The organism is Streptomyces sp. NPDC047974, from assembly GCF_040653375.1.
In the GTDB taxonomy this organism is placed as follows: Bacteria; Actinomycetota; Actinomycetes; order Streptomycetales; family Streptomycetaceae; genus Streptomyces.
The window spans coordinates 253,347-278,313 of the sequence record NZ_JBEZNU010000008.1 but is presented as its reverse complement, the minus strand read 5'-3'; the positions used below and the strand labels follow the sequence as shown (position 1 = coordinate 278,313).

Sequence of the window (24,967 nt, the reverse complement as noted above, 5' to 3'; positions counted from 1 at the left end):
CGCGCCCCCGGCGCCCCGCCCGTGCCCCCGGGGGCCGGCGGCGCGCCGTGGCCGGAGCGGCGCCGGTGGACCTAGGCTCGGGGCGGCACGCCGGGCGCACAGCGTGGTGCGTCCACTCCGTAGCGTCACCGGCCTGCGAAGGTGGGACACGTGAAGGCAATCCGTCGATTCACCGTGCGTCCTGTCCTCCCCGACACCCTTCGACCCCTCGCCGCCCTGGCGCGCAACCTGCGCTGGTCGTGGCACGAACCGACCCGCGCCCTCTTCGACTCCCTGGCCCCCGAGGGGCTCGCGGGCGCCGATCCCGTCCGGGTCCTCGGCGCCCTGGAGGCGCCCCGGCTCGCCGCGCTCGCCGCCGACCGGGACTTCCTCGCCCGGCTCGCCACCGCCGCCGAGGACCTCGACGGCTACCTGGAACGGCCCCGCTGGTACCAGGAGCGCGGCGAGGGCGACGGGCCCGCCGCCCTCGCCTACTTCTCGCCCGAGTTCGGTGTCGCCGCCGCCCTGCCCCAGTACTCCGGCGGGCTCGGCATCCTCGCCGGCGACCACCTCAAGTCCGCCAGCGACCTCGGCGTGCCGCTGGTCGGCGTCGGACTGCTCTACCGCCACGGCTACTTCCGGCAGTCCCTCGGACGGGACGGCTGGCAGCAGGAGCAGTACCCCGTCCTCGACCCCGGCGAGCTCCCGGTCTCGCTGCTCCGGGAGGCCGACGGCGGCCCCGCGGGGATCGCCCTCGCCCTGCCCGGCGGGCGGAGCCTGCACGCCCACATCTGGGTCGCCCAGGTCGGCCGCGTCCCGCTGCTCATGCTCGACTCGGACGTCGAGGAGAACGCTCCCGGCGAGCGGTCCGTCACCGACCGGCTGTACGGCGGCGGCAGCGAGCACCGGCTCCTCCAGGAGATGCTCCTCGGCATCGGCGGCGTCCGCGCCGTGCGCACCTACACCCGGCTCACCGGCCACCCCGCGCCCGAGGTCTTCCACACCAACGAGGGCCACGCCGGCTTCCTCGGACTCGAACGGATCCGCGAACTCCAGGGCGAGGGACTCGACTTCGACGCCGCTCTGGAGACCGTCCGGGCCGGGACCGTCTTCACCACCCACACCCCCGTCCCCGCCGGCATCGACCGCTTCGACCGGGAGCTCGTCGCCCGCCACCTCGGCGACGACGGCGCCCTGCCCGGCCTCGACACCGGCCGGATCCTCGCCCTCGGCGACGAGACCCCGCTCGGCGGCGAGCCCGGCGTCTTCAACATGGCCGCCATGGGCCTGCGCCTCGCCCAGCGCGCCAACGGCGTCTCCACCCTCCACGGCGCCGTCAGCCGGGAGATGTTCGCCGGGCTCTGGCCCGGCTTCGACGCCGACGAGGTGCCGATCACCTCCATCACCAACGGCGTCCACGCCCCCACCTGGACCGCCCCCGAGGCCGCCCGGCTCGGCCCCGACGCGAGCGACCGCGAGCTGTGGGAGCTGCGCGGAGCCCTGCGCACCCGGCTCGTCGCCGACGTCCGCGACCGGCTCCGCGCCTCCTGGCGGCAGCGTGGCGCGGCCGCCGCCGAACTCGGCTGGACCGACACCGTCCTCGACCCCGAGGTCCTCACCATCGGCTTCGCCCGCCGGGTCCCCTCGTACAAGCGGCTCACCCTGATGCTGCGCGACAAGGACCGGCTGCGCGCCCTGCTGCTCCACCCCGAGCGGCCGGTGCAGCTCGTCGTCGCCGGCAAGGCCCACCCGGCCGACGACGGCGGCAAGAAGCTCGTCCAGGAACTCGTCCGCTTCGCCGACGACCCCCGGGTCCGGCACCGGATCGTCTTCCTGCCCGACTACGGCATGGAGATGGCCCGCGGCCTCTACCCCGGCTGCGACGTCTGGCTCAACAACCCGCTCCGCCCGCTGGAGGCCTGCGGCACCAGCGGCATGAAGGCAGCCCTCAACGGCTGTCTCAACCTCTCCGTCCTCGACGGCTGGTGGGATGAGTGGTACGAGCCCGAGTTCGGCTGGGCGATCCCCACCGCCGACGGGGCGGCCGCGGCCGACGAGGAGCGCCGCGACGACCTGGAGGCCGCGGCCCTCTACGAGCTGATCGAACGCCGGGTGGCCCCCCGCTTCTACGACCGCGGCCCCGACGGCGTCCCCGCCGCCTGGACCGCCATGGTCCGCCGCACCCTCACCGAACTCGGCCCGAAGGTCCTCGCCGACCGGATGGTCAGGGAGTACGTGGAGCGGCTCTACGTCCCCGCCGCCGCGGCCCGCCGGGCGCTCACCCCGGTCCGGGCGCGGGAGCTCGCCGCCTGGAAGGCCCGGGTCCGGGCGGCCTGGCCGGGCGTCTCGGTCGACCACGTGGAGGTCGGCGACGACCTCGCCGAGGCGGGTGCGGAGCTGGGCGCGACGCCGTGCGTCCGGGTCCGGGTCGCGCTCGGCGGCCTGACGCCCGACGACGTCGAGGTGCAGGCGGTGACCGGCCGCGTCGACGCCGACGACACCCTCACCGGCACCCGCACGGTCGCCCTCAAGCCCGCCGGCGGCCCCGACCTGGAGGGCCGGCAGCCCTACGCGGGCACCCTGGAGCTCGACCGCACCGGCCCCTTCGGCTGCACCGTCCGCGTGCTGCCCGCCCACCCGCTCCTCGCCCACCCCGCCGAACCCGGCCTGATCGCGCTGCCCGAGGACCCGGGCAGCGACGGCGCGGGGGTGCTCCTGAGGTAGCCCGACCGGGCACCCGGGGCCGGGTACGGCCCGGGTGCCTAGGCTGGACGGCATGATCAGGGTGCTGCTGGCCGACGACGAGACGATGATCCGCGCCGGGGTGCGGGCCATCCTCACCACCGACCCGGGGATCGAGGTGGTCGCCGAGGCGGGCGACGGGCACGAGGCGGTGGAGCTGGCCCGGCTGCACCGGCCCGACGTCGCCCTCCTCGACATCCGGATGCCCCGGCTCGACGGCCTCGCCGCCGCCGACGCGCTCCGCCGCACCCTGCCGGAGACGGCGGTCGTCATGCTCACCACCTTCTCCGAGGACGACTACATCGCCCGGGCCCTCGGCACCGGCGTCGGCGGCTTCCTCCTGAAGTCCGGCGACCCGCGCGAGCTGATCGCCGGGGTCCGCGCGGTCGCCGCCGGCGGCGCCGCCCTCTCGCCGACCGTCGCCCGCCGGGTCATCGACACCCTCGGCGGCGAGCGGCTCACCCGCGCGGCCGCCGCCCGCGTCCGGCTCGCCCCGCTCACCGGCCGCGAACGCGAGGTCGTCTCGCTGCTCGCCGCGGGCTGCTCCAACCAGGAGATCGCCGCCCGCATGTACGTCGTCGAGGGCACCGTCAAGGCCCACGTCAGCGCCGTCCTCGCCCGCCTCGGCCTGCGCAACCGCGTCCAGCTCGCGATCCTCGCGCACGAGGCGGGTCTCACCGCCGGCCCGGGGCCCTCGGATGCCTGAGGTCTCGCCGGCGCGCCGGCGGCTCTTCGACCTGGCGCTGTGGCTGCTGCTCTCGCTCCCGGTGCTGCTGCGCTCCGACCCGAACGACGGCGGGTCCTGGTTCCAGGTCGCCGCCGGGGTCACCGTCCTCGGCGGCTGTGTCGCCGTCAGCCGCCGGTGGCCGCTGCTGCCGCTCGCGGTCACGGTCGCCGCGAGCCTGCCCGCCTCGCTGGAGCTGTTCACGCCCTCGTACAGCCTCGCCCTGGTCGCCTTCGGCTATCTCGCCGGGCGGCGGCAGGACCACACCCGCGGCTCGCTCTGGCTGTTCGGGGCGGTGGCCGCCGTGGGGCTCGTCGCCACCCGGCTTACCGGCACCTCCCTCGGCCCCTGGTTCACCCTGCTGCTCGCCCTCGCCCTGGCGATCGTGGCGCCCTGGCTGGTCGGCCGGTACGTCCGCCAGTACGACCGGCTGGTGCGCAGCGGCTGGGAGCTGGCCGACCGGATGGAGCGGGAGCAGGCGGCGGTCGCCGACCGGGAGCGGCTGCGGGAGCGGTCGCGGATCGCCGGCGACATGCACGACTCCCTCGGCCACGACCTGGCGCTGATCGCGGTGCGGGCGGGCGCCCTGGAGGTGGATCCGGGACTCGGGCCCGAGCAGCAGCGGGCGGCGGGCGAGCTGCGGAGGGCGGCGGCGGAGGCGACCGAGCGGCTGCGGGACGTCATCGGGGTGCTGAGGGAGGACGGCGAGGGGGCGCCGACGACACCGGCGGACGAGACGGTCGGCCAGCTGGTGGACCGGGCCAGGGCCTCGGGGCTCGATGTGACGCTCCGCGGCGACGGTCCGGTGCCGGAGCTGCCGGGCATGGCGGGCCGGGCGCTGCACCGGGTGGTGCAGGAGGGGCTGACGAACGCGGCGAAGCACGCCCCGGGCGCGGCCGTCACGGTCGAGGTCCGGGAGACCGGCGGGCGGGTGACGGTACGGGTGGGGAACGGGCCGGGCGAGGGGGCCGGGGAGCCCGCCTCCGGGGGCTCCGGGCTCGTCGGCCTGGACGAGCGGGTGCGGCTCGCGGGCGGCACCCTGACCCACGGCCCGGTGCGCGGCGGCGGCTTCGCGCTGACGGCGGTGCTGCCCCGGCGGGCGCCGGCCGCGGTGCCGGCCGCGCCGACCTCGGCCCGGGAGCTGGACCGGGCGCGCCGCCGGGTGCGGAAGGACCTGGTGCGGGCGATCTGGATCCCGCTGGCGCTGCTCGCGGCCCTCGCGGTGCTGACGGCGGGCGTGGCCCTGTGGTCGCAGTCCCGCTCGTACCTGGAGCCCGACAACTACGCGCGGCTGCTGGTCGGCCAGGCGTACGGGGAGCTGGTGGAGGACCTGCCCGACCACGCCCTGGAGGCGCCGCCGGCGGGGCTGCCGCCGGAGCCGGCGGGCGCGGACGAGTGCCGGTACTACCGGGCGACGGTCTTCGCGGAGCTGCCGGTCTACCGGCTGTGCTTCACCGGCGGGCGGCTGAGCGCGCGGGACGAGCTGGGGTGAACGGGCGGACGCCCGGAGGGATGGGATCCCTCCGGGCGTCCGTCGTGTCCGCTTCGGGCTGTGCTCCCGGCCTTACGGGAAGGTCAGCTTGAAGCTGTTGATGTAACCGGTGTCGGCCCCGGCCTTGTCCTGGACGCGGAGCTTCCAGGCACCGTTGGCGACCTCGGAGGAGGCGTTCACGGTGTAGGTCTGGGCGATGTTGTCCGCACTGCCGCCGGAGCGGTTGTGCAGGTTGTAGACCGAGCCGTCGGGGGCGACGAGGTCGACGACGAGGTCACCGATGTAGGTGTGGACGATGTCCACGCCGACGGCGAGGTTGCTGGGCGCGTTGCCCGTGCGGCCGGTGACGTTGACCGTCGAGGTGACCGCGGCGCCGGGGGAGTCCGGGATGGAGACGTCGGCGGTGTTCTCGAAGACCGTGCCGGTGGGCGGCGTGGTGCCCGGGCGGGTGCCGACGTTGACGGCGGCCCAGGCGTGCTGGACGGCGAGGGCCTCGGGGCTGCCGGCGCCGTAGAGCTCCTCGGCGGCCGCGACCGTGCCGGTGCGGGCGCCCGCGTAGTTGGTGGACGAGGTCCACTTGGTGGTGAGGGCCTTGAACCAGATCATCCGGGCCTTGTCGATCCCGATGCCGGTGACCGGCAGGCCGTCGGAGGTCGGCGAGTCGTAGGTCACGCCGTTGACGGTCTTGACGCCGCTGCCCTCGGAGAGCAGGTAGAAGAAGTGGTTCGCCGGGCCCGAGGAGTAGTGGACGTCGATCGAGCCGATGCCCGAGTACCACGCGTCCTTGGACGAGCCGTCCTTGCTGGGCTTGTCCATGTAGCGGAGCGGGGTGCCGTTGCCGCGGATGTCGATCTTCTCGCCGACGAGGTAGTCGCCCTTGTCGTTGGGGTTGTTGGCGTAGAACTCGACGGCCGCCGCGAAGATGTCGGAGGTCGCCTCGTTGAGGCCGCCGGACTCGCCGCTGTAGACCAGCTTGGCGGTGACCGAGGTCAGGCCGTGGGTCATCTCGTGGGCGGCCACGTCGATGGAGGTGAGCGGCTTGGCGTTGCTCGCGCCGTCGCCGTACGTCATGCAGAAGCAGGAGTCCTGCCAGAAGGCGTTGACGTAGGCGTTGCCGTAGTGGACCCGGGAGTACGCGCCGACGCCGTCACCGCGGATGCCGGAGCGGCCGTGCACGTTCTTGTAGTAGTCCCAGGTGAGCGCGGCGCCGTAGTGGGCGTCGGCGCCGGCCGTCTCCAGGTTGGACGGGGTGCCGTCGCCCCAGACGTCGTCCGAGCCGGAGAAGAGCGTCCCGGTGCCGGAGGTGCCGCGGTTGAGGTTGTACGTCTTGTGGTTGCCGCGGCCGGTGTCGGTCAGCGTGTACGACGGCGCGGTGCCGAGCGTGACCTGGCCGCTGTACTGGGTGTTGCCGGTGCCGGTGTGCACGGCCTGCCACTCGTACAGCTTGGCGCCGGACTTGGCGTCGGTGACGACGTGCAGCTCGTTCGGCGTGCCGTCGTGCTGGAGGCCGCCGACGACGGTCTCGTACGCGAGGACCGGGGCGCCACTCTGGCCCATCCAGACGACCTTGCGCGGGGCGCGCTCGCTCTTGGTGGCCTTCGAGCCCTCGGCGGCGGCCAGGCCGACGGCCTGCTTCTCCGCGGCGGCGGGGGCGACGGTGGCCGCGAGGTCGACGTTCTTCAGCTCCGCGCGGGAGGACTTGGAGACGCCGGTCGTGGCGCCGGCCTTGGACTCGGCCACGATCAGGTCGCCGCCGAGGACCGGGAGGCCCGCGTAGGTGCGCTCGTAGCGCGTGTGGGTCGTGCCGTCGCGGTCCTGGACCACGTCTCGGACGACGAGCGCCTCCTGGCCGCCGAGGCCCAGCTCCTTGGCCGTCTCGGCCTTGTCGGCGTCGGCGGCCTTGATCAGCGCGGTGCGCTGGGCGGGGGAGAGGTCGGCGGGGAGCTTGCCCGGGTCGACCTTCCCGAGGGCCGACGCCGGGGCGGCGGCCGTGCCGAGGTTGTCGGCGGAGGCGCTGCCGGCCTGGACGCCGACGGCGATCATGGCGGCGGCTGCGACGAGCGCGCCGGTCGCGGTGGCACGGCGGCTGGGCGTGGATCTCACGCGAACTCCTTTTGCGAGGGGGGTACCGGTCCGCTGGGTGGGCGGGCCGGGTGGTGCAAGCAGAGCGGTGAAACACGAACGGGTGATGCGGCGAACGCGGTTGCGAGGAACCTGGGAGAGAGTCGCAGCTACCGCCGGTACCTGTCAGGACCGCGTCAACAACTTGGCCGGAAGTCGTCCGCTGCGCGTACGGTCGTGTTCGTTAACCGGACGTTTCGTCGATCATGAACGCCCGGTCGCCCACCGTTCTCCGTGCAGGAATCCCTTCAGGGGCCCCCATCCGGACCCGCCGGCTCCGGCGCCCGTCCCGCTCCTCGGACGCCGGCCCCCCTTTACCGAAGCGATGGCCGAAACCCTGCGGCCCGAATCCCGTCTTCCGCTCCTCGGCCGGGCGTCAGCCCGCCAGCGAGTCGCGCCAGGCGCGGTGGAGGCCCGCGTAGCGGCCCTCGCCGCCGACCAGTTCCGCCGGGGCGCCGTCCTCGACGACGCGGCCCGCCTCCATCACCAGGACCCGGTCCGCGACCTCGACCGTGGAGAGGCGGTGGGCGATGACCACCGCCGTGCGGCCCGCCAGGACCGTGTCCATCGCGTGCTGCACCGCCCGCTCGCCCGGCACGTCCAGCGAGCTCGTCGCCTCGTCCAGGATCAGCACCGCCGGATCCGCCAGGAGCGCCCGCGCGAAGGCCACCAACTGGCGCTGACCGGCCGAGATCCGGCCGCCCCGCTTCCGTACGTCGGTGTCGTAGCCGTCCGGCAGCCCGGCGATGAACGCGTGCGCGCCGATCGCCTTCGCCGCCCGCTCGATCTCCTCCCGGCTCGCGTCCGGCCGCCCGATCGCGATGTTCTCCGCGACCGTCCCCGAGAAGAGGAACGCCTCCTGGGTCACCATCACCACCCCGCGCCGCAGTTCGGGCGTCGACAGCTCCCGCAGGTCCACGCCGTCGAGCAGCACCCGGCCCTCCGTCGGGTCGTAGAAGCGCGCGAGCAGCTTCGCCAGCGTCGACTTGCCCGCGCCGGTCGCGCCGACCACCGCCACCGTCTGCCCCGCCGGGATCCGCAAGGAGAAGCGGGGCAGCACCTCACCGCCCGTCCGGTAGGCGAACCGCACCCCGTCGAAGACGACCTCCCGGCCCGGATCCGCCCCCGCCCGCTCCGGCAGCCCCCGAGGCGCCGCCGCCTCCGGCACCCCCGGCTCCTGCGCCAGCAGCCCCGCGATCTTCGTCAGCGAAGCGGCCGCCGACTCGTACGAGTTGAGGAACATCCCGAGCCGGTCGATCGGGTCGTAGAGCCGTCGCACGTACAGCACCGCCGCCGCCAGCACGCCGAGCTCCAGCGAACCCTCCGCCACCCGGTAGGCGCCCCACAGGCACATTCCGGCCACCGCCGTGTTCGCCACCACGCGCGAGCCCACCACATAGCGGGCCATCTCCAGGAGCGCGTCCCCGTTGCTCCGCTCGTGCCGGTGGTTCAGCCCCGCGAACTCCGCGTCGTTCACCCCTTCCCGGCGGAAGGCCCGCACCGGCCGGATGCCGTTCATCGTCTCCGCGAACTTCACGATCACCCCGGCGATCGCCGTCGACCGCTCCGCGTACACCGCGCCCGCCCGCCGCCGGTACATCCGCACCAGCAGGTACAGCGGACCGAACGAGGCCACCGCCACCGCCCCGATCCCCAGGTCCAGCCAGAGCAGCACCAGCGAGATCGACACGAACGACAGCACCACCCCCACCAGCTCCTGCAGCCCCTCCGACAGCAGCTCCCGCAGCGACTCCACGTCCGTCGTCGACCGCGAGATCAGCCGCCCCGAGGTGTACCGCTCGTGGAAGTCCACGCTCAGCACCTGCGCGTGCCGGAAGATCCGCCCCCGCAGGTCGAGCAGCACGCCCTGGTTGATCCGCGCCGCGCCCCGCACGAAACCGTACTGGAGCCCCCCCGCGCCCACCGCGCACAGCAGATAGCCCACCGCCACCGCGATCAGCGGCCCGTGGTCCCCGGCGCGGAAGGCCGGCACGCCCCGGTCGATCGCGTACGCCACGAGCAGCGGGCCCGCCTGGACCGCCGCCTCCTTCACCAGGAGCACCAGCGCCGCCACCGCCACCCGGAACCGGTGCCCGGCGAGCAGCGAGCGCAGCAGCGCCCCGGTCGCCCCGCGCGGCGCCGGCAGATCGTCCCGGTCGAACGGATCGCCCGGGCCCGGACCGGACCCGCCGGCCCGCTCCTCCTCGTCCTCCGCCCGCGCGAGCGTGCTCTCCGTCATCGTTCCCCGTCCCCCTCGCCCGCCATCAGCCAGGCGTACTCGCCGCTGCCGCGCAGCAGTTCCTGATGGGTGCCGACCGCCGCGATCCGCCCGCCCGAGAGCAGCGCCACCCGGTCGGCCAGCATCACCGTCGACGGCCGGTGCGCCACGACCAGCGCCGTCGTCTCCTTCAGCACCTCGCGCAGGGCCGCCTCCACCCGCGCCTCCGTGTGCACGTCGAGCGCCGACAGCGGATCGTCCAGGACCAGGAAGCGCGGCCGGCCGACCACCGCCCGGGCGAGCGCGAGCCGCTGGCGCTGCCCGCCCGAGAGGCTCAGCCCCTGCTCGCCGACCTGCGTCCCCGCGCCCTCCGGCAGCCGGTCCACGAAGCCCTCCGCCTGCGCGACGCCCAGGGCGCGCCGCAGCTCCGTCCCGCCGGCCTCCTGCCCGGCGCCCATCAGCACGTTCTCCCCGACGCTCGCGGAGAACAGCGTCGGCTCCTCGAAGGCCACCGACACCAGCGACCGCAGCCGCTCCCGGTCCATCAGGGCGATGTCCTCGCCGTCGAGCAGGATCCGGCCGCCGGTCGCCTCGTGCAGCCGCGGGACGAGCGCGGTGAGCGTGGTCTTGCCGGAACCCGTGGCGCCGACCAGGGCGAGCGTCTCGCCGGGCCGGATGTGCAGGTCGATGCCGTCCAGGACCGGCGGCGCCCCCTCCGGGGCGTCCGGGTACCGGAACGACACCCCCTCGAAGCGCACCCCGTCCGGGCCCTCCGCGCCGGGCCCGCCGTCCGCCGCCGTGTCCGGCTCCACCTCCGCGTCCATCACCTCGAAGTACCGCTCGGTGGCCGTCGCCGCCTCCTGGCTCATCGCGAGGAGGAAGCCGATCGACTCCACCGGCCAGCGCAGCGCGAGCGCCGTCGACAGGAAGGCGACCAGCGTGCCCGCCGACAGGTCCCCGTCCGCGACCTGGACCGTGCCGAGCACCAGCGTCGCCCCGATCGCCAGCTCCGGCAGGATCGTGATGAACGCCCAGATCAGCGCGAGCAGCCGTGCCTTGGCCAGCTCGGTGGAGCGCAGCAGCCGGGCGAGCCGGCGGAAGGACTCCGCCTGGCTGCGGTGGCGGCCGAAGCCCTTGACGATCCGGATGCCGAGGACGCTCTCCTCGACGACCGTCGTCAGGTCGCCGACCTGGTCCTGGGCGCGGCGCGCGACGACCGCGTACCGGCTCTCGAAGAACGAGCAGAGGACCACCACCGGCACCACGGGCGTCAGGAGCACCAGGCCGAGCGACCAGTCCTGTGCGAGCAGCAGGACGCAACCGGCCAGCAGCGTCACCCCGTTGACCACCAGGAAGGTCAGCGGGAAGGCCAGGAACATCCGGACCAGCATCAGGTCCGTCGTCCCGCGCGAGAGCAGCTGCCCGGACGCCCACCGGTCGTGGAAGGCGATCGGCAGCCGCTGGAGCCTGCCGTACAGGTCCTCCCGCATCCGCGCCTCCACCGAGGACAGCGGCCGGGCCACCAGCCACCGCCGCAGCCCGAAGAGCCCGGCCTCGGCGAAGCCGAGCAGCAGCAGGTACAGCGCCCCCAGCCACACCCCGCCCGGGTCCCGGTCCGCGACCGGCCCGTCCACCAGCCACTTCAGGACCAGCGGGAAGACGAGCGACAGACAGGAGGCGACGACCGCGACGGCGGCGGCACCGAAGAACCGCCCGCGCACGGGCCGGACGTAGGGCCAGAGCCGCAACAGCACCCGCACCGCCGAACGGTCGGCGGGGCGGTCCTCGGGGGTGGCAGGTTTCGTGGGCATCAGGCCCGACCCTACGGTTCACCACTGACACGTCTCACCCGGTTTTCGGCCACCGCCCCCTCCGCCTCCGACGCCCCGCCGCCCGCTGCATAGGATCCCCGACCGGGGCACGTACCAGGGTGGGGAGAGACACGATGAGGACCCGTCAGAGATTCCGCGCGGCGGTCGTCGCGCTGCCGCTGCTGCTCGCCGTCGCCGGTTGCGAGGGCGGCGCGGAACGGGCGGCCGACTCCAGGGACGCGACCGCGACCGCGACGGCGTCCCCGTCCCCGACCCGGCTGCCCGTCTTCGACATGCCCGCGCACAAGCAGCCCGCCGCCGCGGGCGACGCGCTCGCGGACATCGGGACGGCCGGCTTCACCGCCACCGTCACCTACACGACCTCCGGCGGACGTGCCGTGGAGCGGACGGCCGGCGTCCTCGACTGGGGGAAGGACGCCGCCCGCGCGGAGCGGACCCGCCGCGTGCCGGCCGGCTTCTCGGCATCCGTCGCGGACGACCTGGACTTCACGCCCGGCCGGACCGAGCGGCACGCGTACGCGGTCGAGGGGAACGAGATCGCGTACCGCCAGGAGAGCGGGGTCTGGCTGCGGTACGCCGCCGCCGACCCCAAGGAGTTCGCCGACGCCGCCGGCGGCGTCCTCGACCTGGCCGGCGACGCGGCCCCGTGGGGGCGCACCCTCGCCGAGGTGCTGAAGGTCTCCACCGCCGTCGACTCCGAGCCGCTGCCCGGCGGCGGGCGCCGGTACCGCGCGCACGTCGACGACCTGACGGCGCGGAGCGCGCTGCCGCCCGCCGTCGCCGGACACGTGGAGGGGCGCGGACCCACGCAGACCGTCGTCGTCGAGCTCGACCGCCGGGGCCGGCTGGTCCGCGCCGAGGCCGACTTCGGGAAGCTGCTCGCGCACCTGCACGGCGAGGGGACGTTGCGCAAGCTCACCGGCCTCCGCGTCGAACTCGCCCTCACCCGGCACGGCGCCCCGGTCACCGCCCTCGTCCCGGCCACGGAGCGTTCCGAGACCGCGAGGACGGTGCTCACGGCGATGACCGACGTGAAGCCGGGCGCCTGCGCGTCCACCGACACCGGCCTCGGAAGCACCGGCCTCGTCCGTGTCGTCCCCTGCCGCGGCGCCGACCTCCGGGTCTTCGGACAGCAGCGGATCGACGAGACGGTCCGGAACGCCGACCCCGAGGGCGTGGCGGACCGGTTCGCCGTCGACCGGTGCCGTGCCGACTTCCGTGAGGCACCGGCCGCCTGGAAGGCGGGGGGCCGCCCCTCCGGCACATTCTGGACCACCGGCCACGAGAGCCTCAGCTTCGTGTTCACCGGTCCCGACGCCCACGCCCGCGGCGACTTCACCTGCTACGTCGCGCTCCGCTGACCCCGCGGGCGGCGGCCCTCACCCCGCCACCCGCAGCAGCACCACCGACCGCGCCCCCACCGTGAGCGCCGCCCCGCCGGGGTGGAGCGTGCCGGGGGGTGCGGTCTGGTCGTCCAGGGACGTGTCGAGGACGCGTTCGTAGGTCTGGGCCCAGGGCGGGCCGGGGAGGCGGAAGTCGAGGGGGCGGGGGCCCGCGTGGAGGACGGCGAGGAAGCTGTCGTCGAGGACCTGCTCGCCCCGCTCGTCGCGGCCCGGTATGTCGCGGCCCGACAGGTAGAGGGCGAGCGTCGCCGAGGGCGCGTACCAGTCCCCTTCGGTCATCTCCGTGCCGTCGGGGCCGAACCACGCGAGGTCCCGCAGCCCGTCGGCGCCCTGCGGCCGGCCGGAGAAGAAGGCGCGGCGGCGCAGCACCGGGTGGCGGTGGCGGAGGGCGAGGAGCCGGCGGGTGAGGGCGAGGAGCTGGGCGCGGCCGGGGTCCTCGGGCAGCGACCAGTCGAGCCAGCCGGTCTCGTTGTCCTGGCAGTACGCGTTGTTGTTGCCGCCCTGGGTGCGGCCCATCTCGTCGCCCGCGACGAGCATCGGCACCCCGGTGGAGAGCAGCAGGGTGGTGAGCAGGTTGCGGAGCTGGCGGAGCCGGAGGGCGTTCACCGCCGGGTCGTCGGTCTCGCCCTCCGCGCCGCAGTTCCAGGAGCGGTTGTCGTGGGTGCCGTCGCGGTTGCCCTCGCCGTTGGCCTCGTTGTGCTTGCGCTCGTACGTGACGAGGTCGCGGAGCGTGAAGCCGTCGTGGGCGGTGACGAAGTTGACGGAGGCGTAGGGGCGGCGGCCGCCCCAGGCGTACAGGTCGCTGGAGCCGGAGAGCCGGTAGCCGAGGTCACGGACGTCGGGCAGCGCGCCGCGCCAGAAGTCCCGTACGGCGTCCCGGTAGCGGTCGTTCCACTCGGTCCACAGCGGCGGGAAGGCGCCGACCTGGTAGCCGCCGTTGCCGACGTCCCACGGTTCGGCGATGAGCTTGACCCGGCGGAGCACCGGGTCCTGGGCGATGACGGCGAGGAAGGGGGAGAGCATGTCGACGTCGTGCATCGAGCGGGCGAGCGCCGCCGCCAGGTCGAAGCGGAAGCCGTCGACGCCCATCTCGGTGACCCAGTACCGCAGGGAGTCGGTGATGAGCCGCAGCACCTGCGGCTGGACGACGTGGAGCGTGTTGCCGCAGCCGGTGTAGTCGGCGTACCTGCGCGCGTCCGACTGGAGCCGGTAGTAGCCGCGGTTGTCGATGCCCTTCAGCGACAGCGTGGGGCCGAGCTCGCCCGCCTCCGCCGTGTGGTTGTAGACGACGTCGAGGATCACCTCGATGCCCGCCGCGTGCAGGGCCCGCACCATCCGCTTGAACTCGCCGACCTGCTGCCCGGTGGTGCCGGACGAGGAGTAGCCGGCGTGCGGGGCGAAGTAGCCGATCGAGTTGTAGCCCCAGTAGTTGGTGAGGCCGCGCCGCAGCAGGTGGTCCTCGTGGGCGAACTGGTGCACCGGCAGCAGTTCGACGGCCGTCACCCCGAGGCGCACGAGGTGGTCGACCGCGGCCGGGTGGGCGAGTCCCGCGTAGGTGCCGCGCAGGCGCTCCGGGATGCCGGGGTGCCGTGCGGTGAAGCCCTTGACGTGCAGCTCGTAGATGACGGAGTCCTGCCAGGGCGTCTTGGGCCTGCGGTCGTCGGACCAGTCGTCGTCGTCCCGTACGACGACCCCCTTGGGCACGTGCGGGGCGGAGTCCCGCTCGTCGCGGACGGTGTCGGCGACATGCTGCTGCGGCCAGTCCCGGACGTGTCCGTACGCCTCCGGGGGCAGCGCCGCGAAGTCGCCGTCGACGGCCCGGGCGTACGGGTCGAGCAGCAGCTTCGCCGGGTTCCAGCGGGCGCCGGTCCACGGGTCCCAGCGGCCGTGCACCCGGTAGCCGTACCTCTGTCCGGGGCCGACGCCCGGCACGAAGCCGTGCCAGATCTCGTGGGTCAGCTCGGTCAGCGGCAGCCGGGTCTCGGTGCCGTCGGGCGCGAAGAGGCAGAGCTCCACGGCCTCCGCTCCGCCCGCCCAGAGCGCGAAGTTGGTGCCCCTGGTCCCGTCCGGTCCCGTCCGGCAGCGGGCCCCGAGCGGGGTGGGCGTCCCCGGCCACACCGGGGGCGCGGGCCGTCCCAAGGCATGCTCCGGTACCGCCTGCTGTTCGGCTGCGCTCGACACCGCCCTGGCCTCCCGCGGCTCCGGCGGGCCCGCGGCCGGGGCGAGGGCGTCCCGGCCCCGGCCCCGCGCGTCCTCCCGCACCCTCGTGTACTCCCGGTCGTACTCCCTGTTCTGCCCGCAGCGCCGTCCCCCCAACATGGCCCGTCCGGACGTTTCCCCTGGAGGGGGGTCGTCGTTGGGCCACGCGTGACACGTGTATGGGAACGGGCCGGGCAACTTCTCGCGGTGGCGGGGCTCCTCGTGGGCCTCGCCGGCTGCACCGGATCGGACGGGGGAGGGGGCCTCGGCCTGGACCTCCCGGGGAAGGCGCGGGCCCCCGGCGACGTGATCCGGGTCAGCCCGGAGGACGGCAGCCGGGCGGTCCCCGCGGGCGGTCCCCTGGAGGTGCGGGTGGACAGCGGGCGGCTCGAACGGGTGAGCGTGACCCAGGTGGCGGACGGCCGCAGGGCCGCCGTGCCCGGGGCGATCGCGGCCGACGGGCTGCGCTGGCGCCCCGCCGACGGCACCCGGCTCGCGCTCGCCGCGAAGTACAGCGTGGACGCGGTGGCGCTCGACGCCCACGGGCGCCGCTCGGCCCGGCACACCACCTTCACCACGGTGGTGCCGGAGAGCCGTTTCATCGGCTACTTCACTCCGGAGAACCGTTCCACGGTCGGCGCCGGCATGATCGTTTCCTTCGGCTTCAACCGGCCGATCGAGAACCGGGCCGAGGTGGAGCGGGCCATCCGGGTCACCGCGGACCCGCCGGTGGAGGTCGTGGGCCACTGGTTCGGCAAGGAGCGGCTCGACTTCCGCCCGGCCGCGTACTGGGCGGCCGGCACGAAGGTGACGGTCGAGCTCGGCCTGCGGGACGTCGAGGGCGCCCCCGGCGTCTACGGCATCCAGCGCAAGACGGTCGGCTTCACGGTCGGCCGCTCCCAGGTCTCCCTGGTCGACGCCGCCGCCCACACCATGGAGGTCCGGCGGGACGGGCGGCTGCTCGCCACGCTGCCGATCACCGCGGGAGCGCCGAAGACCACCACGTACAACGGGAAGATGGTGGTGACCGAGCTGTACGACGTGACCCGGATGAACGGCGCCACGGTCGGTTTCGGCGGCGAGTACGACATCAAGGACGTGCCGCACGCCATGCGGCTCACCGAGTCGGGCACCTTCATCCACGGCAACTACTGGGCGGACGCGTCCACCTTCGGCTCGGCCAACGTCAGCCACGGCTGTGTGGGGCTGCGGGACGTGAAGGGCGGCGGCGCCGAGACCCCGGCGGGCTGGTTCTTCGACCGGAGCCTGGTCGGGGACGTCGTCGAGGTGGTCAACTCCCGGGACCGGAAGGTCGCTCCGGACAACGGCCTGGGCGGCTGGAACATGGACTGGGGGAGCTGGAGGAAGGGCTCCGCGCTCCGCTGACCCGGCCCCGGTCCGGCGGCCGGACGCGAGCCGCTCCCCGCTCGCCTCCGGCCCCGTCCCAACTGGGACTGAACGGTGACATGTACGTGGAACTTTCGTGTCTTCCGGTGTGATTATCTAGCGCCGTGCGCGGGACGTGCGTACAGGGGGTGGGGCCCGGCCGGCGGCCGGGTCGTGCGAGGGGAGAAGACCATAGTGAACGGGCAGCCGATATCGGGGACGCCGGCACGGCGGCGGGGCGTCCGTCTCGGAGCACTGGCCGCGGGGGCGCTGATGGTGGTCCTCACCGCCTGCGGCGGCGGGGAGCCGGCCGATTCCGGCGCGGGCGCGGGCGGCAAGGGCACCGGCCAGGGGAGCACCGCTCCCGACAACGCCGCCTCGCAGGCGGTCGTCACCGTCCTGCCGAAGGACGGCGCCGAAGCGGTCGCCACCAGCGGGGCCCTCAAGGTCACCGCCGAGCAGGGCAAGCTGACCACCGTGACCGTCGCCGACTCCAAGGGCGACGCGGTCGAGGGCAAGATCTCCGCGGACGGCGCCAGCTGGGAGCCGCTGGCCCATCTGTCGGCCGGGACCCAGTACAAGGTCCACGCGATCGCGAAGGACGCCGACGGCCGGGAGTCCGCCAAGGACACCACCTTCACCACGCTGACCCCGAAGAACACCTTCATCGGCCACTACACGCCGGAGGCCGGCACGACCGTCGGCGTCGGCATGCCGGTCTCCCTCCACTTCACCCGGGGCATCACCGACCCGGAGGCCGTGGAGAAGGCCATCAAGGTGACGGCCGAGCCGGCCGTCGAGATCGAGGGCCACTGGTTCGGCAACGACCGCCTCGACTTCCGCCCCGAGCAGTACTGGAAGGCGGGGACGAAGGTCACCGTCGAGCTGAACCTGGACGGCGTCGAGGGCCGCCCGGGCGTCTACGGCAAGCAGAAGAAGACGTACTCCTTCACCATCGGCCGCCGTCAGGTCTCCACGGTCGACGCCAGCGCCAAGACGATGAAGGTCGAGCGCGACGGGAAGATCATCAAGACCCTCCCGATCACCGCGGGCGCCCCGTCCACGACCACGTACAACGGCCAGATGGTCATCAGCGAGAAGTACAAGGTGACCCGCATGAACGGGGCCACGGTGGGCTTCGGCGGCGAGTACGACATCAAGGACGTGCCGCACGCCATGCGCCTGTCCACCTCCGGCACCTTCGTGCACGGCAACTACTGGGCCCCGAAGTCCACCTTCGGCTCCCAGAACGTCAGCCACGGCTGCGTCGGCCTCTCGGACACCCGGGGCGCGGGCGACAGCTCCACCCCGGCCGCCTGGTTCTTCGACCGCTCGATCATCGGTGACGTCGTCATCGTGAAGAACTCCAAGGACAAGCAGATCAAGCCGGACAACGGCCTGAACGGCTGGAACATGTCCTGGGCGGAGTGGACCGAGTAGGTCCCTCCCCAGCCGGGTACGGGCCCGGTGCCGTCCGCTCTGTGAGCAACGGCACCGGGCCCGCTCCCGTTAACGGCCACTAACCTTCACCCCATGACTGTGAACCTCGAAGTCGCCGACGGCGTCGGCACGATCCGCCTCGACCGCCCGCCGATGAACGCGCTGGACATCGCCACCCAGGACCGGCTGCGCGAACTGGCCCAGGAGGCCACCGACCGCGACGACGTGCGGGTCGTGGTCCTCTACGGCGGCGAGAAGGTCTTCGCGGCCGGCGCGGACATCAAGGAGATGCAGGTCATGGACCACGTGGCCATGGTCGAGCGGTCGCGCGCCCTCCAGGACTCCTTCACCGCCGTCGCCCGCATCCCCAAGCCGGTCGTCGCCGCGATCACCGGCTACGCCCTCGGCGGCGGCTGCGAGCTCGCGCTCTGCGCCGACTACCGGATCGCCGCCGACAACGCCAAGCTCGGCCAGCCCGAGATCCTGCTCGGCCTGATCCCCGGCGCCGGCGGCACCCAGCGGCTGTCCCGGCTCGTCGGCCCCTCCAAGGCCAAGGACCTCATCTTCACCGGCCGGATGGTGAAGGCCGACGAGGCGCTCACGCTCGGCCTGGTCGACCGGGTCGTGCCGGCCGCCGAGGTGTACGAGCAGGCGCACGCCTGGGCCGCGAAGCTGGCCCAGGGCCCGGCGGTGGCGCTGCGGGCCGCCAAGGAGGCGATCGACCAGGGTCTGGAGGCCGACATCGACACCGGTCTCGCCCTCGAACGGACCTGGTTCTCCGCGCTGTTCGCCACCGCCGACCGCGAGACCGGCATGCGCAGCTTCGTCGAAGAGGGCCCGGGCAAGGCGAAGTTCGCCTGACCTCCCGCCGGACGGGCCGTCAGCCGACGGACCGTCACGGCGACACGCCGTCCCGCGGGGGCCATTCCACCGGAACGGCCCCCGCGGGCCGTCTCCTGCGGCCATGATGGAGGGCATGGCGGGCCTGGAGAGCAGGGAACAACCACGGCAGGGCGGCGTGCCCGCCGCCCGGTGGACACCGACCCTGGAGGACGAAGAGGCCCTCGCGGCGATGGACCGGTACGGCAATCCGGCGGAGATCGACGTGAAGCTGCCGTCGCTCCCGGAGTCGGCGAGGATCGCCCGCCGGATGACCCAGTACGTGGTGCTCCGGCAGTGGGGGCTCGGTCCGAACCTCGCCGAGCACGCCGTCCTGCTCGTCTCCGAACTCGTCGGCAACGCGGTCCGGCACACCGGCGCCCGGGTCTTCGTGCTGCGCGCCCAGCGCCGCCCCGGCCGGATCCGGATCGAGGTGCGCGACCCCTCGCGCGGGCTGCCCTGCCTGATGCCGGTGGCCGAGCTCGACGTCAGCGGCCGGGGCCTCTTCCTCGTCGACAAGCTCTCCGACCGCTGGGGCGCGGACCTCGGGCCGCGCGGCAAGACCACCTGGTTCGAGATGCGGGTCACCGACCGCTGACCGGCCCCGGACGCACGGAAGCCCCCGTGCGCCGTGGTGGGGCTGCTTGGGGGCTTCCGTGTGATGCGCCGTGGACGGGGGGGTGTATCCACGGCCGCAGAGGCGACCTGGCCCGGGTCAATGGGGGTCGTGTCACCGACTATGACAGACGGCAGGCCACACCGCCAAGCGCCCACATCGTTATCAATCCGGACATAACCATACGTTTTAACTGTGAATCGTTGGTGACGTGCGGCACTCGCCTTGCAAACCATGAATGACTATGCGGTTCACCGCTTGTTTCCCTCGATCATCCATATGGTGGACGGCCGGGCCCGCCCTAGGAGGCGGTGAGGAGCGCCTCCGAGGCCACCGGCCGGTACCCCGCCGCCTGGAAGGTCCGCACGCTTCGCGCGTTGCCCGGCGACTGCTGCGCCCACACCACGGCGTCCGGCGTCAGATGCCGCGCCGCCGTCGCCAGTGCCCGGCCCAGGCCCAGGTGGCGCACCGTCTCGTCCACCTCGATCGCCGCCTCCATGCGCCCGGCGACGCCGCGCCCCAGGACCAGCACACCGCCGTCCGCCGCCCACACCCGTACGTCGTCCCGGTACTTCAGCGCCCGCGCCACCCGCGGATGCTCCGGGTCCTCGATCTCCCGCAGCGTCACCGGCGGCGGGCCCGGCAGGGCGTCCGCGACCGTCAGCAGGTCGACGGTGTTCATCCGCCGGCCGGTCCTCGCCATCAGCCGCACCAGGAACCCGGGATGCATGCTCGCCGCCAGCGGATCGCTCCCGGTCGCGGCCAGCTCCGCCCGCACCCACTCCGGATCGACGTCCGCGAAGACCACCGAGTGGGCCGTGAAGGCCAGCACCCCGGCGTCCCGCTCGTCCGGCTGCGGGACCACCGTCGTGCTCCCGTCCGTCGCGGGGAACTCCCCGCGCGCCGCCGCCTCCAGGATCCGTGCCACGTCAGTGCTCATACCGCCATCATCGGACACCGCACGGCCAGCTAATCTGACCCCCGTCAGAACAGCACCGAGAAGGGGCGGAAGCAGTGGCGGACATCGAGTCGGCACGGACGGCATTCAACCGGTACGACGTGGACGGGGACGGCTTCATCACCGCCGCGGAGTACAAGAGCGTCATGGCCCAGCTGGGCGACTTCAACGTCACCGAGACGGTGGCCGAGGCCCTCATCAAGCAGCGCGACGACAACGGCGACGGCCGGCTGTCGTGGGACGAGTTCTGGGCCCACCTCAGCAAGGCCTGACCCCGGTCTGACCGGCCCCGGGACCGGGAACGGGCGGCGTTCACCCTGAGTTGCCGCCCGTCCCGGGCTCGGTGACGATCGTCCGGTGACGCTTCCCGGACCCTTCGGCACCCCCCGCCGTCGCGGCGCGGTGGCCCTCGTCGCCGCCGTCCTCGGCGCCCTCGCCGTCGCCGTCCTCGGCGCCGGCCTCGCCCGGACGGGCACCGGTGAACTGCGGATACCCGCGGCCCCCACCACCACCCTGCTCCGGCTCCTGCTCCTGACCGGCCTCGCCGTCGCCGTGGGCGAACTCGCCGGCCGCCGGATCGCGGGCGAGGGGCCCCTGCCGCGCCCCCTCGCCGTCCCCGGCGCCCTGCTCGCCGCGGCCGCCGCCACCGGCCTCCTGCTGCTCCTCGCCGCCGTCAGCGGCCTCAGCCTCCCCGTCGTCTACGCGCTCCGCGAGGGCCGGCTGCTGCTCGCCACCGCCAACGCCTGCCTCCTCGCCGCCGTCTGCGCCGCCTCCCGGCGCCCCGGCCTCGCCGCCCTCCCGCTCGCCGCCGCGATCGTCGCCGAGGCGCTGCGCGCCCACCCCGAGACCGCCGGCTTCGGCGTCGGCACCGGACTCACCGTCGTCCACCTCACCGCCGCCTCGCTCTGGACCGGGACGCTGCTGTACGTCCTGCGGGTCCTGCGGCCGCGCGGCGAGGGCGGCCGCGCGGTGCTCCTGCGGTACGCCCGGATGGCGGCGTGCGTCTACGCGGCCCTGGCCGTCACCGGCACCGTCTCCACCCTGCGCCGCCTCCCCCTGGAGGCCGCGCTCACCACCGCGTACGGCAGGGTCCTGCTGGTGAAGCTCGCCCTCTTCGGCGGCGCCAGCCTGCTGGCCCTGGCGGCCCGCTCCCGGCTGCGCTCCGGCGCCGACGCGAGCCCCCCGGCCCGCGTGGAACTCGCCGTCCTCGGCGTGATCGTGGCCCTCTCCGCCCTCCTCACGGTGGTCCCCGACCCGCACTGGGCGCGCTTCTGACCGATCGGATCCGGCCGCTCTCCGCGAATCCGGACATCCCCTCCGAGTGTTGGCCTAGACCTATTGCCGGGCAGGGGGTGCGCCGATACGTTTCGTCCCGGCTGCGCAGCCGTCAGGAACCGCACGAGACCCACACGCACCACATCGCATCGTTCATTTCAGGAGGACATGCCATGTACCGTCGCGTCGCAGCCGCACTCGCCACCGCGGCCACCGCCGGAGCCCTCGCCCTCGGCACGGCCGGCTCGGCCGAGGCCGCCGGCCCCGGCTTCTACCCGCGCAGCCACCACTCCTCGTACGCCGAGTGCCAGGCCGCCGGCCAGGCCGGCTACGCGATCTGGGGGCCGATCTTCTTCTGCGAGCCCTTCACCTCCACCCGCCCGGACGTCATCGTCCTCTGGGTCCGCTACTGACCCGAACGCACGAAGGCCGGTCCCGTGGGGGCGGGACCGGCCGTTCGTCACGTACGCGCGGGGATCAGCACTCGATGATGTTCACCGCGAGGCCGCCGCGGGCGGTCTCCTTGTACTTCACGCTCATGTCGGCGCCCGTCTCCTTCATGGTCTTGATGACCTTGTCGAGGGAGACCAGGTGGCTGCCGTCGCCGCGCATCGACATCTTCGCCGCCGTGACGGCCTTGACCGCCGCCATGCCGTTGCGCTCGATGCACGGGATCTGGACCAGGCCGCCGACCGGGTCGCAGGTGAGGCCCAGGTTGTGCTCCATGCCGATCTCGGCCGCGTTCTCCACCTGCTCGGGGGAGCCGCCGAGGACCTCGGCGAGGGCGCCGGCCGCCATCGAGCAGGCCGAGCCGACCTCGCCCTGGCAGCCGACCTCGGCGCCGGAGATCGAGGCGTTCTCCTTGAAGAGCATGCCGACCGCGCCGGCCGCGAGGAGGAAGCGGACGATGCCGTCCTCGTCGGCGCCCGGGACGAAGTTCATGTAGTAGTGCAGGACCGCCGGGATGATGCCGGCCGCGCCGTTCGTCGGGGCGGTGACCACCCGGCCGCCCGCCGCGTTCTCCTCGTTCACCGCCATCGCGTAGAGGGTGATCCACTCCATCGCGTGCATCGCCGGGTCGCCCTCGGAGCGCAGCTTGCGGGCCAGGGTCGCGGCGCGGCGGCGGACCTTCAGGCCGCCGGGCAGGATCCCCTCGCGGGACATGCCGCGCGAGACGCAGGCCTGCATCACCCGCCAGATCTCCAGGAGGCCGGCCCGGATCTCGTCCTCGGTGCGCCAGGCCTTCTCGTTCTCCAGCATCAGGGAGGAGATCGACAGGCCGGTCTCCTTGGTGAGGCGGAGCAGCTCGTCACCGGTGCGGAAGGGGTACTTCAGGGCGGTGTCGTCGGGGATGATCGGGTTCTCGCCCGCCACCGCGTCCTCGTCGACGACGAAGCCGCCGCCGACCGAGTAGTACGTCTTCTCCAGGACGAGCGCGCCCTCGGCGTCGTACGCGAAGACCGTCATGCCGTTGGCGTGGTACGGCAGCGCCTTGCGGCGGTGCAGGATCAGGTCGTCGTCGAAGGAGAACGGGATCTCGTGGGCGCCGAGCAGGTCGATCCGCCCGCTCGCCTTGATCCGCTCGAACTCCTCGTCGGCGTGCTCCACGTCGACCGTGCGGGGCGAATTGCCCTCCAGGCCCAGGAGGACCGCCTTCGGGGTGCCGTGGCCGTGGCCGGTGGCGCCCAGCGAGCCGTACAGCTCCGCACGGACCTTCGCCGTGTGGGCGAGCAGGCCCTCGTTCTTCAGCCGGCGGGCGAACATCCGGGCCGCGCGCATCGGGCCCACCGTGTGGGAGCTGGACGGGCCGATGCCGATCGAGAACAGGTCGAAGACCGAGATGGCCACGGGAGGACTCCTTGTGGGGCTAGACGCCGTTGTCTGCCGGGGTGGAGCAGAAAAGCGTGGAAGGCGGGGGTGGAGACATGGGGCGGGGCACCGCGCTCACTGTCCAGTGTGCGCGGTGCCCCGGAGCTTTCGTACGAACAAAAGCGTACGAAATTACTTCAGGCCGGGGTACAGCGGGTGCTTCTCGGCCAGCGCGGTCACGCGGGCCTTCAGCGCCTCGGCCTTCTCGGCGTCGAAGCCGGGCTTCAGCGTCTCGGCGATGACGTCGGCGACCTCGCGGAAGTCCTCGGCCTGGAAGCCGCGGGTGGCGAGGGCCGGCGTGCCGATGCGCAGGCCGGAGGTGACCATCGGCGGGCGCGGGTCGTTCGGAACGGCGTTCCGGTTGACCGTGATGCCGACCTCGTGGAGCCGGTCCTCGGCCTGCTGGCCGTCGAGCTCGGAGTCGCGCAGGTCCACCAGGACCAGGTGCACGTCCGTGCCGCCGGAGAGGACCGAGACGCCGTGCGCCGTGACGTCGTCCTGGACCAGGCGCTCGGCCAGGATCCGGGCGCCGTCCAGGGTGCGCTGCTGGCGCTCCTTGAACTCCTCCGAGGCCGCGACCTTGAAGGAGACGGCCTTGGCCGCGATCACGTGCTCCAGGGGGCCGCCCTGGAAGCCCGGGAAGACGGAGGAGTTCAGCTTCTTCGCGAACTCCTTCTTCGCCAGGATGATGCCGCCGCGCGGGCCGCCGAGCGTCTTGTGCGTGGTGGAGGTCACCACGTCCGCGTACTCGACCGGGTTCGGGTGCAGACCGGCCGCGACCAGGCCCGCGAAGTGGGCCATGTCGACCCACAGGTACGCCTCGACCTCGTCGGCGATCCGGCGGAACTCCGCGAAGTCCAGCTGACGCGGGTACGCCGACCAGCCGGCGATGATCACCTTCGGGCGGTGCTCCTTGGCGAGGCGCTCGACCTCGGCCATGTCGACCAGGCCGGCCTCGTCCACGTGGTACGCGACCACGTTGAACTGCTTGCCCGAGAAGTTCAGGCGCATGCCGTGGGTGAGGTGGCCGCCGTGCGCCAGGTCGAGACCCAGGATCGTGTCGCCCGGCTGGGCGATGGCGAAGAGCGCGGCCTGGTTGGCGGAGGCGCCGGAGTGCGGCTGCACGTTGGCGTACTCGGCGCCGAACAGGTCCTTGATCCGGTCGATCGCGATCTGCTCGGCCACGTCGACGTGCTCGCAGCCGCCGTAGTAGCGGCGGCCCGGGTAGCCCTCGGCGTACTTGTTGGTGAGGACGGAGCCCTGGGCCTCCATGACCGCGACCGGAGCGAAGTTCTCCGAGGCGATCATCTCGAGGGTGGACTGCTGGCGGCGGAGCTCGGCGTCGACGGCGGCGGCGACGTCCGGGTCCAGCTCGTGGAGGGGAGTGTTCAGAAGCGACATGAAGCGATCCCTAGGGGGTCTCGGTCAGCCTGCGGTGAAGGCGGTGTACTCGTCGGCGGAGAGCAGGTCGTCCTGCTCGGCCGTGAGGCGCACCTTGAACAGCCAGCCGCCCTCGAACGGAGCGGAGTTCACCAGCGACGGGTCGTCCACGACGTCCTGGTTCGCCTCGACGACCTCACCGGTCACCGGGGAGTACAGCTCGCTCACGGACTTGGTCGACTCCAGCTCGCCGCACTCCTCGGTCGCGGTCACGGTGGAGCCGACCTCGGGGAGCTGGACGAACACGATGTCACCGAGGGCGTTGGCCGCGTGCTCCGTGATGCCGATCGTGGCGACGCCGTCCTCGACGGCCGACAGCCACTCGTGCTCCTTGCTGTAGCGAAGCTGCTGGGGGTTGCTCATGTCCTGATTCTCCTGTACCGGGGGAGTGCGG

General features: G+C 73.5%; 19 protein-coding genes. 11 read left to right on the top strand and 8 right to left on the bottom strand.

Annotated elements, in window-relative coordinates; genetic code table 11:
• The first annotated feature begins 150 nt into the window (after positions 1-150).
• The 3 genes from glgP to AB0E19_RS14845 are packed head-to-tail and all read left to right on the top strand — an operon-like array spanning position 151 to position 4,937.
• Positions 151-2,703: an alpha-glucan family phosphorylase gene (glgP, locus tag AB0E19_RS14855; RefSeq protein WP_362178704.1), complete on the top strand. Its 2,553-nt coding sequence runs from the start codon at positions 151-153 to the stop codon at positions 2,701-2,703.
• A gap of 52 nt (positions 2,704-2,755) precedes the next feature.
• Positions 2,756-3,427, top strand: a complete 672-nt coding sequence (locus AB0E19_RS14850; protein ID WP_362178701.1) for a response regulator transcription factor — start codon at positions 2,756-2,758, stop codon at positions 3,425-3,427.
• Positions 3,420-4,937: a histidine kinase gene (locus AB0E19_RS14845; protein ID WP_362178698.1), complete on the top strand. Its 1,518-nt coding sequence runs from the start codon at positions 3,420-3,422 to the stop codon at positions 4,935-4,937. The genes AB0E19_RS14850 and AB0E19_RS14845 overlap by 8 nt, the downstream gene beginning before the upstream one ends.
• 72 nt (positions 4,938-5,009) lie before the next feature.
• Here AB0E19_RS14845 and AB0E19_RS14840 read toward each other — a convergent pair whose 3' ends face one another.
• The 3 genes from AB0E19_RS14840 to AB0E19_RS14830 all read right to left on the bottom strand — a co-directional run bounded on the left by AB0E19_RS14840 (position 5,010) and on the right by AB0E19_RS14830 (position 11,087).
• On the bottom strand, positions 5,010-7,040 hold the full coding sequence (locus AB0E19_RS14840; RefSeq protein WP_362178695.1) for a M4 family metallopeptidase: 2,031 nt from the start codon (positions 7,038-7,040) through the stop codon (positions 5,010-5,012).
• A 394-nt stretch (positions 7,041-7,434) separates the two neighbouring features.
• Positions 7,435-9,297, bottom strand: a complete 1,863-nt coding sequence (locus tag AB0E19_RS14835) for an ABC transporter ATP-binding protein (protein WP_362178692.1) — start codon at positions 9,295-9,297, stop codon at positions 7,435-7,437.
• Positions 9,294-11,087, bottom strand: coding sequence for an ABC transporter ATP-binding protein (locus AB0E19_RS14830; RefSeq protein ID WP_362178688.1), 1,794 nt, complete (start codon positions 11,085-11,087; stop codon positions 9,294-9,296). Before AB0E19_RS14830 ends, AB0E19_RS14835 begins: the two co-directional genes overlap by 4 nt.
• 134 nt (positions 11,088-11,221) lie before the next feature.
• Between AB0E19_RS14830 and AB0E19_RS14825 the strand changes: the two genes are divergently transcribed.
• On the top strand, positions 11,222-12,469 hold the full coding sequence (locus tag AB0E19_RS14825) for a hypothetical protein (protein WP_362178684.1): 1,248 nt from the start codon (positions 11,222-11,224) through the stop codon (positions 12,467-12,469).
• Between the two features lie 18 nt (positions 12,470-12,487).
• Here the strand turns inward: AB0E19_RS14825 and glgX are convergent, their stop codons facing one another.
• A complete protein-coding gene (gene glgX / locus AB0E19_RS14820) occupies positions 12,488-14,692 on the bottom strand; it encodes a glycogen debranching protein GlgX (protein ID WP_362178749.1) in 2,205 nt (734 codons plus the stop codon).
• 186 nt (positions 14,693-14,878) lie between these two features.
• On the opposite strand from glgX, the gene AB0E19_RS14815 reads away from it, so the two are divergent.
• From AB0E19_RS14815 to AB0E19_RS14800, 4 genes are all read left to right on the top strand, one after another.
• Positions 14,879-16,096 (top strand): Ig-like domain-containing protein, encoded by a 1,218-nt coding sequence (locus AB0E19_RS14815; RefSeq protein WP_362178681.1) that lies wholly within the window; start codon positions 14,879-14,881, stop codon positions 16,094-16,096.
• A gap of 195 nt (positions 16,097-16,291) precedes the next feature.
• Entirely contained in the window at positions 16,292-17,536 is a 1,245-nt protein-coding gene (locus AB0E19_RS14810) for an Ig-like domain-containing protein (RefSeq protein WP_362178677.1), read from the top strand.
• A gap of 93 nt (positions 17,537-17,629) precedes the next feature.
• Complete coding sequence (locus AB0E19_RS14805; protein WP_362178674.1) at positions 17,630-18,397, top strand: enoyl-CoA hydratase-related protein; 768 nt, start codon at positions 17,630-17,632, stop codon at positions 18,395-18,397.
• A 103-nt stretch (positions 18,398-18,500) separates the two neighbouring features.
• On the top strand, positions 18,501-19,013 hold the full coding sequence (locus tag AB0E19_RS14800) for an ATP-binding protein (protein WP_362178671.1): 513 nt from the start codon (positions 18,501-18,503) through the stop codon (positions 19,011-19,013).
• A 319-nt stretch (positions 19,014-19,332) separates the two neighbouring features.
• Here AB0E19_RS14800 and AB0E19_RS14795 read toward each other — a convergent pair whose 3' ends face one another.
• Complete coding sequence (locus AB0E19_RS14795; protein ID WP_362178668.1) at positions 19,333-19,971, bottom strand: GNAT family N-acetyltransferase; 639 nt, start codon at positions 19,969-19,971, stop codon at positions 19,333-19,335.
• Positions 19,972-20,045: 74 nt separating this feature from the next.
• Between AB0E19_RS14795 and AB0E19_RS14790 the strand changes: the two genes are divergently transcribed.
• The 3 genes from AB0E19_RS14790 to AB0E19_RS14780 all read left to right on the top strand — a co-directional run bounded on the left by AB0E19_RS14790 (position 20,046) and on the right by AB0E19_RS14780 (position 21,677).
• Positions 20,046-20,261 carry an EF-hand domain-containing protein gene (locus AB0E19_RS14790; RefSeq protein WP_362109659.1) on the top strand — a complete coding sequence of 72 codons (216 nt, stop codon included), beginning with the start codon at positions 20,046-20,048 and terminating at the stop codon, positions 20,259-20,261.
• An 85-nt stretch (positions 20,262-20,346) separates the two neighbouring features.
• Positions 20,347-21,264, top strand: a complete 918-nt coding sequence (locus AB0E19_RS14785; protein ID WP_362178664.1) for a CopD family protein — start codon at positions 20,347-20,349, stop codon at positions 21,262-21,264.
• A gap of 173 nt (positions 21,265-21,437) precedes the next feature.
• The gene (locus AB0E19_RS14780; RefSeq protein ID WP_362178661.1) at positions 21,438-21,677 is read left to right on the top strand and encodes a hypothetical protein; all 240 of its coding nucleotides are present in this window, start codon (positions 21,438-21,440) and stop codon (positions 21,675-21,677) included.
• A gap of 64 nt (positions 21,678-21,741) precedes the next feature.
• Here AB0E19_RS14780 and AB0E19_RS14775 read toward each other — a convergent pair whose 3' ends face one another.
• The 3 genes from AB0E19_RS14775 to gcvH all read right to left on the bottom strand — a co-directional run bounded on the left by AB0E19_RS14775 (position 21,742) and on the right by gcvH (position 24,936).
• Positions 21,742-23,112: an L-serine ammonia-lyase gene (locus tag AB0E19_RS14775; RefSeq protein ID WP_362178658.1), complete on the bottom strand. Its 1,371-nt coding sequence runs from the start codon at positions 23,110-23,112 to the stop codon at positions 21,742-21,744.
• A 153-nt stretch (positions 23,113-23,265) separates the two neighbouring features.
• Positions 23,266-24,534: a serine hydroxymethyltransferase gene (gene glyA / locus AB0E19_RS14770; protein WP_362178654.1), complete on the bottom strand. Its 1,269-nt coding sequence runs from the start codon at positions 24,532-24,534 to the stop codon at positions 23,266-23,268.
• Positions 24,535-24,558: 24 nt separating this feature from the next.
• Complete coding sequence (gcvH, locus tag AB0E19_RS14765) at positions 24,559-24,936, bottom strand: glycine cleavage system protein GcvH (RefSeq protein ID WP_360601951.1); 378 nt, start codon at positions 24,934-24,936, stop codon at positions 24,559-24,561.
• Positions 24,937-24,967: the final 31 nt, after the last annotated feature.

Coding starts and splice junctions, on each gene's coding strand:
- AB0E19_RS14850 (WP_362178701.1), top strand. CDS start 2,756: ATGATCAGGGTGCTGCTGGCCGACGACGAGACGATGATCCGCGCCGGG.
- AB0E19_RS14845 (WP_362178698.1), top strand. CDS start 3,420: ATGCCTGAGGTCTCGCCGGCGCGCCGGCGGCTCTTCGACCTGGCGCTG.
- AB0E19_RS14835 (WP_362178692.1), bottom strand. CDS start 9,297: ATGACGGAGAGCACGCTCGCGCGGGCGGAGGACGAGGAGGAGCGGGCC.
- AB0E19_RS14830 (WP_362178688.1), bottom strand. CDS start 11,087: ATGCCCACGAAACCTGCCACCCCCGAGGACCGCCCCGCCGACCGTTCG.
- AB0E19_RS14825 (WP_362178684.1), top strand. CDS start 11,222: ATGAGGACCCGTCAGAGATTCCGCGCGGCGGTCGTCGCGCTGCCGCTG.
- AB0E19_RS14805 (WP_362178674.1), top strand. CDS start 17,630: ATGACTGTGAACCTCGAAGTCGCCGACGGCGTCGGCACGATCCGCCTC.
- AB0E19_RS14800 (WP_362178671.1), top strand. CDS start 18,501: ATGATGGAGGGCATGGCGGGCCTGGAGAGCAGGGAACAACCACGGCAG.
- AB0E19_RS14795 (WP_362178668.1), bottom strand. CDS start 19,971: ATGAGCACTGACGTGGCACGGATCCTGGAGGCGGCGGCGCGCGGGGAG.
- AB0E19_RS14780 (WP_362178661.1), top strand. CDS start 21,438: ATGTACCGTCGCGTCGCAGCCGCACTCGCCACCGCGGCCACCGCCGGA.
- glyA (WP_362178654.1), bottom strand. CDS start 24,534: ATGTCGCTTCTGAACACTCCCCTCCACGAGCTGGACCCGGACGTCGCC.
- gcvH (WP_360601951.1), bottom strand. CDS start 24,936: ATGAGCAACCCCCAGCAGCTTCGCTACAGCAAGGAGCACGAGTGGCTG.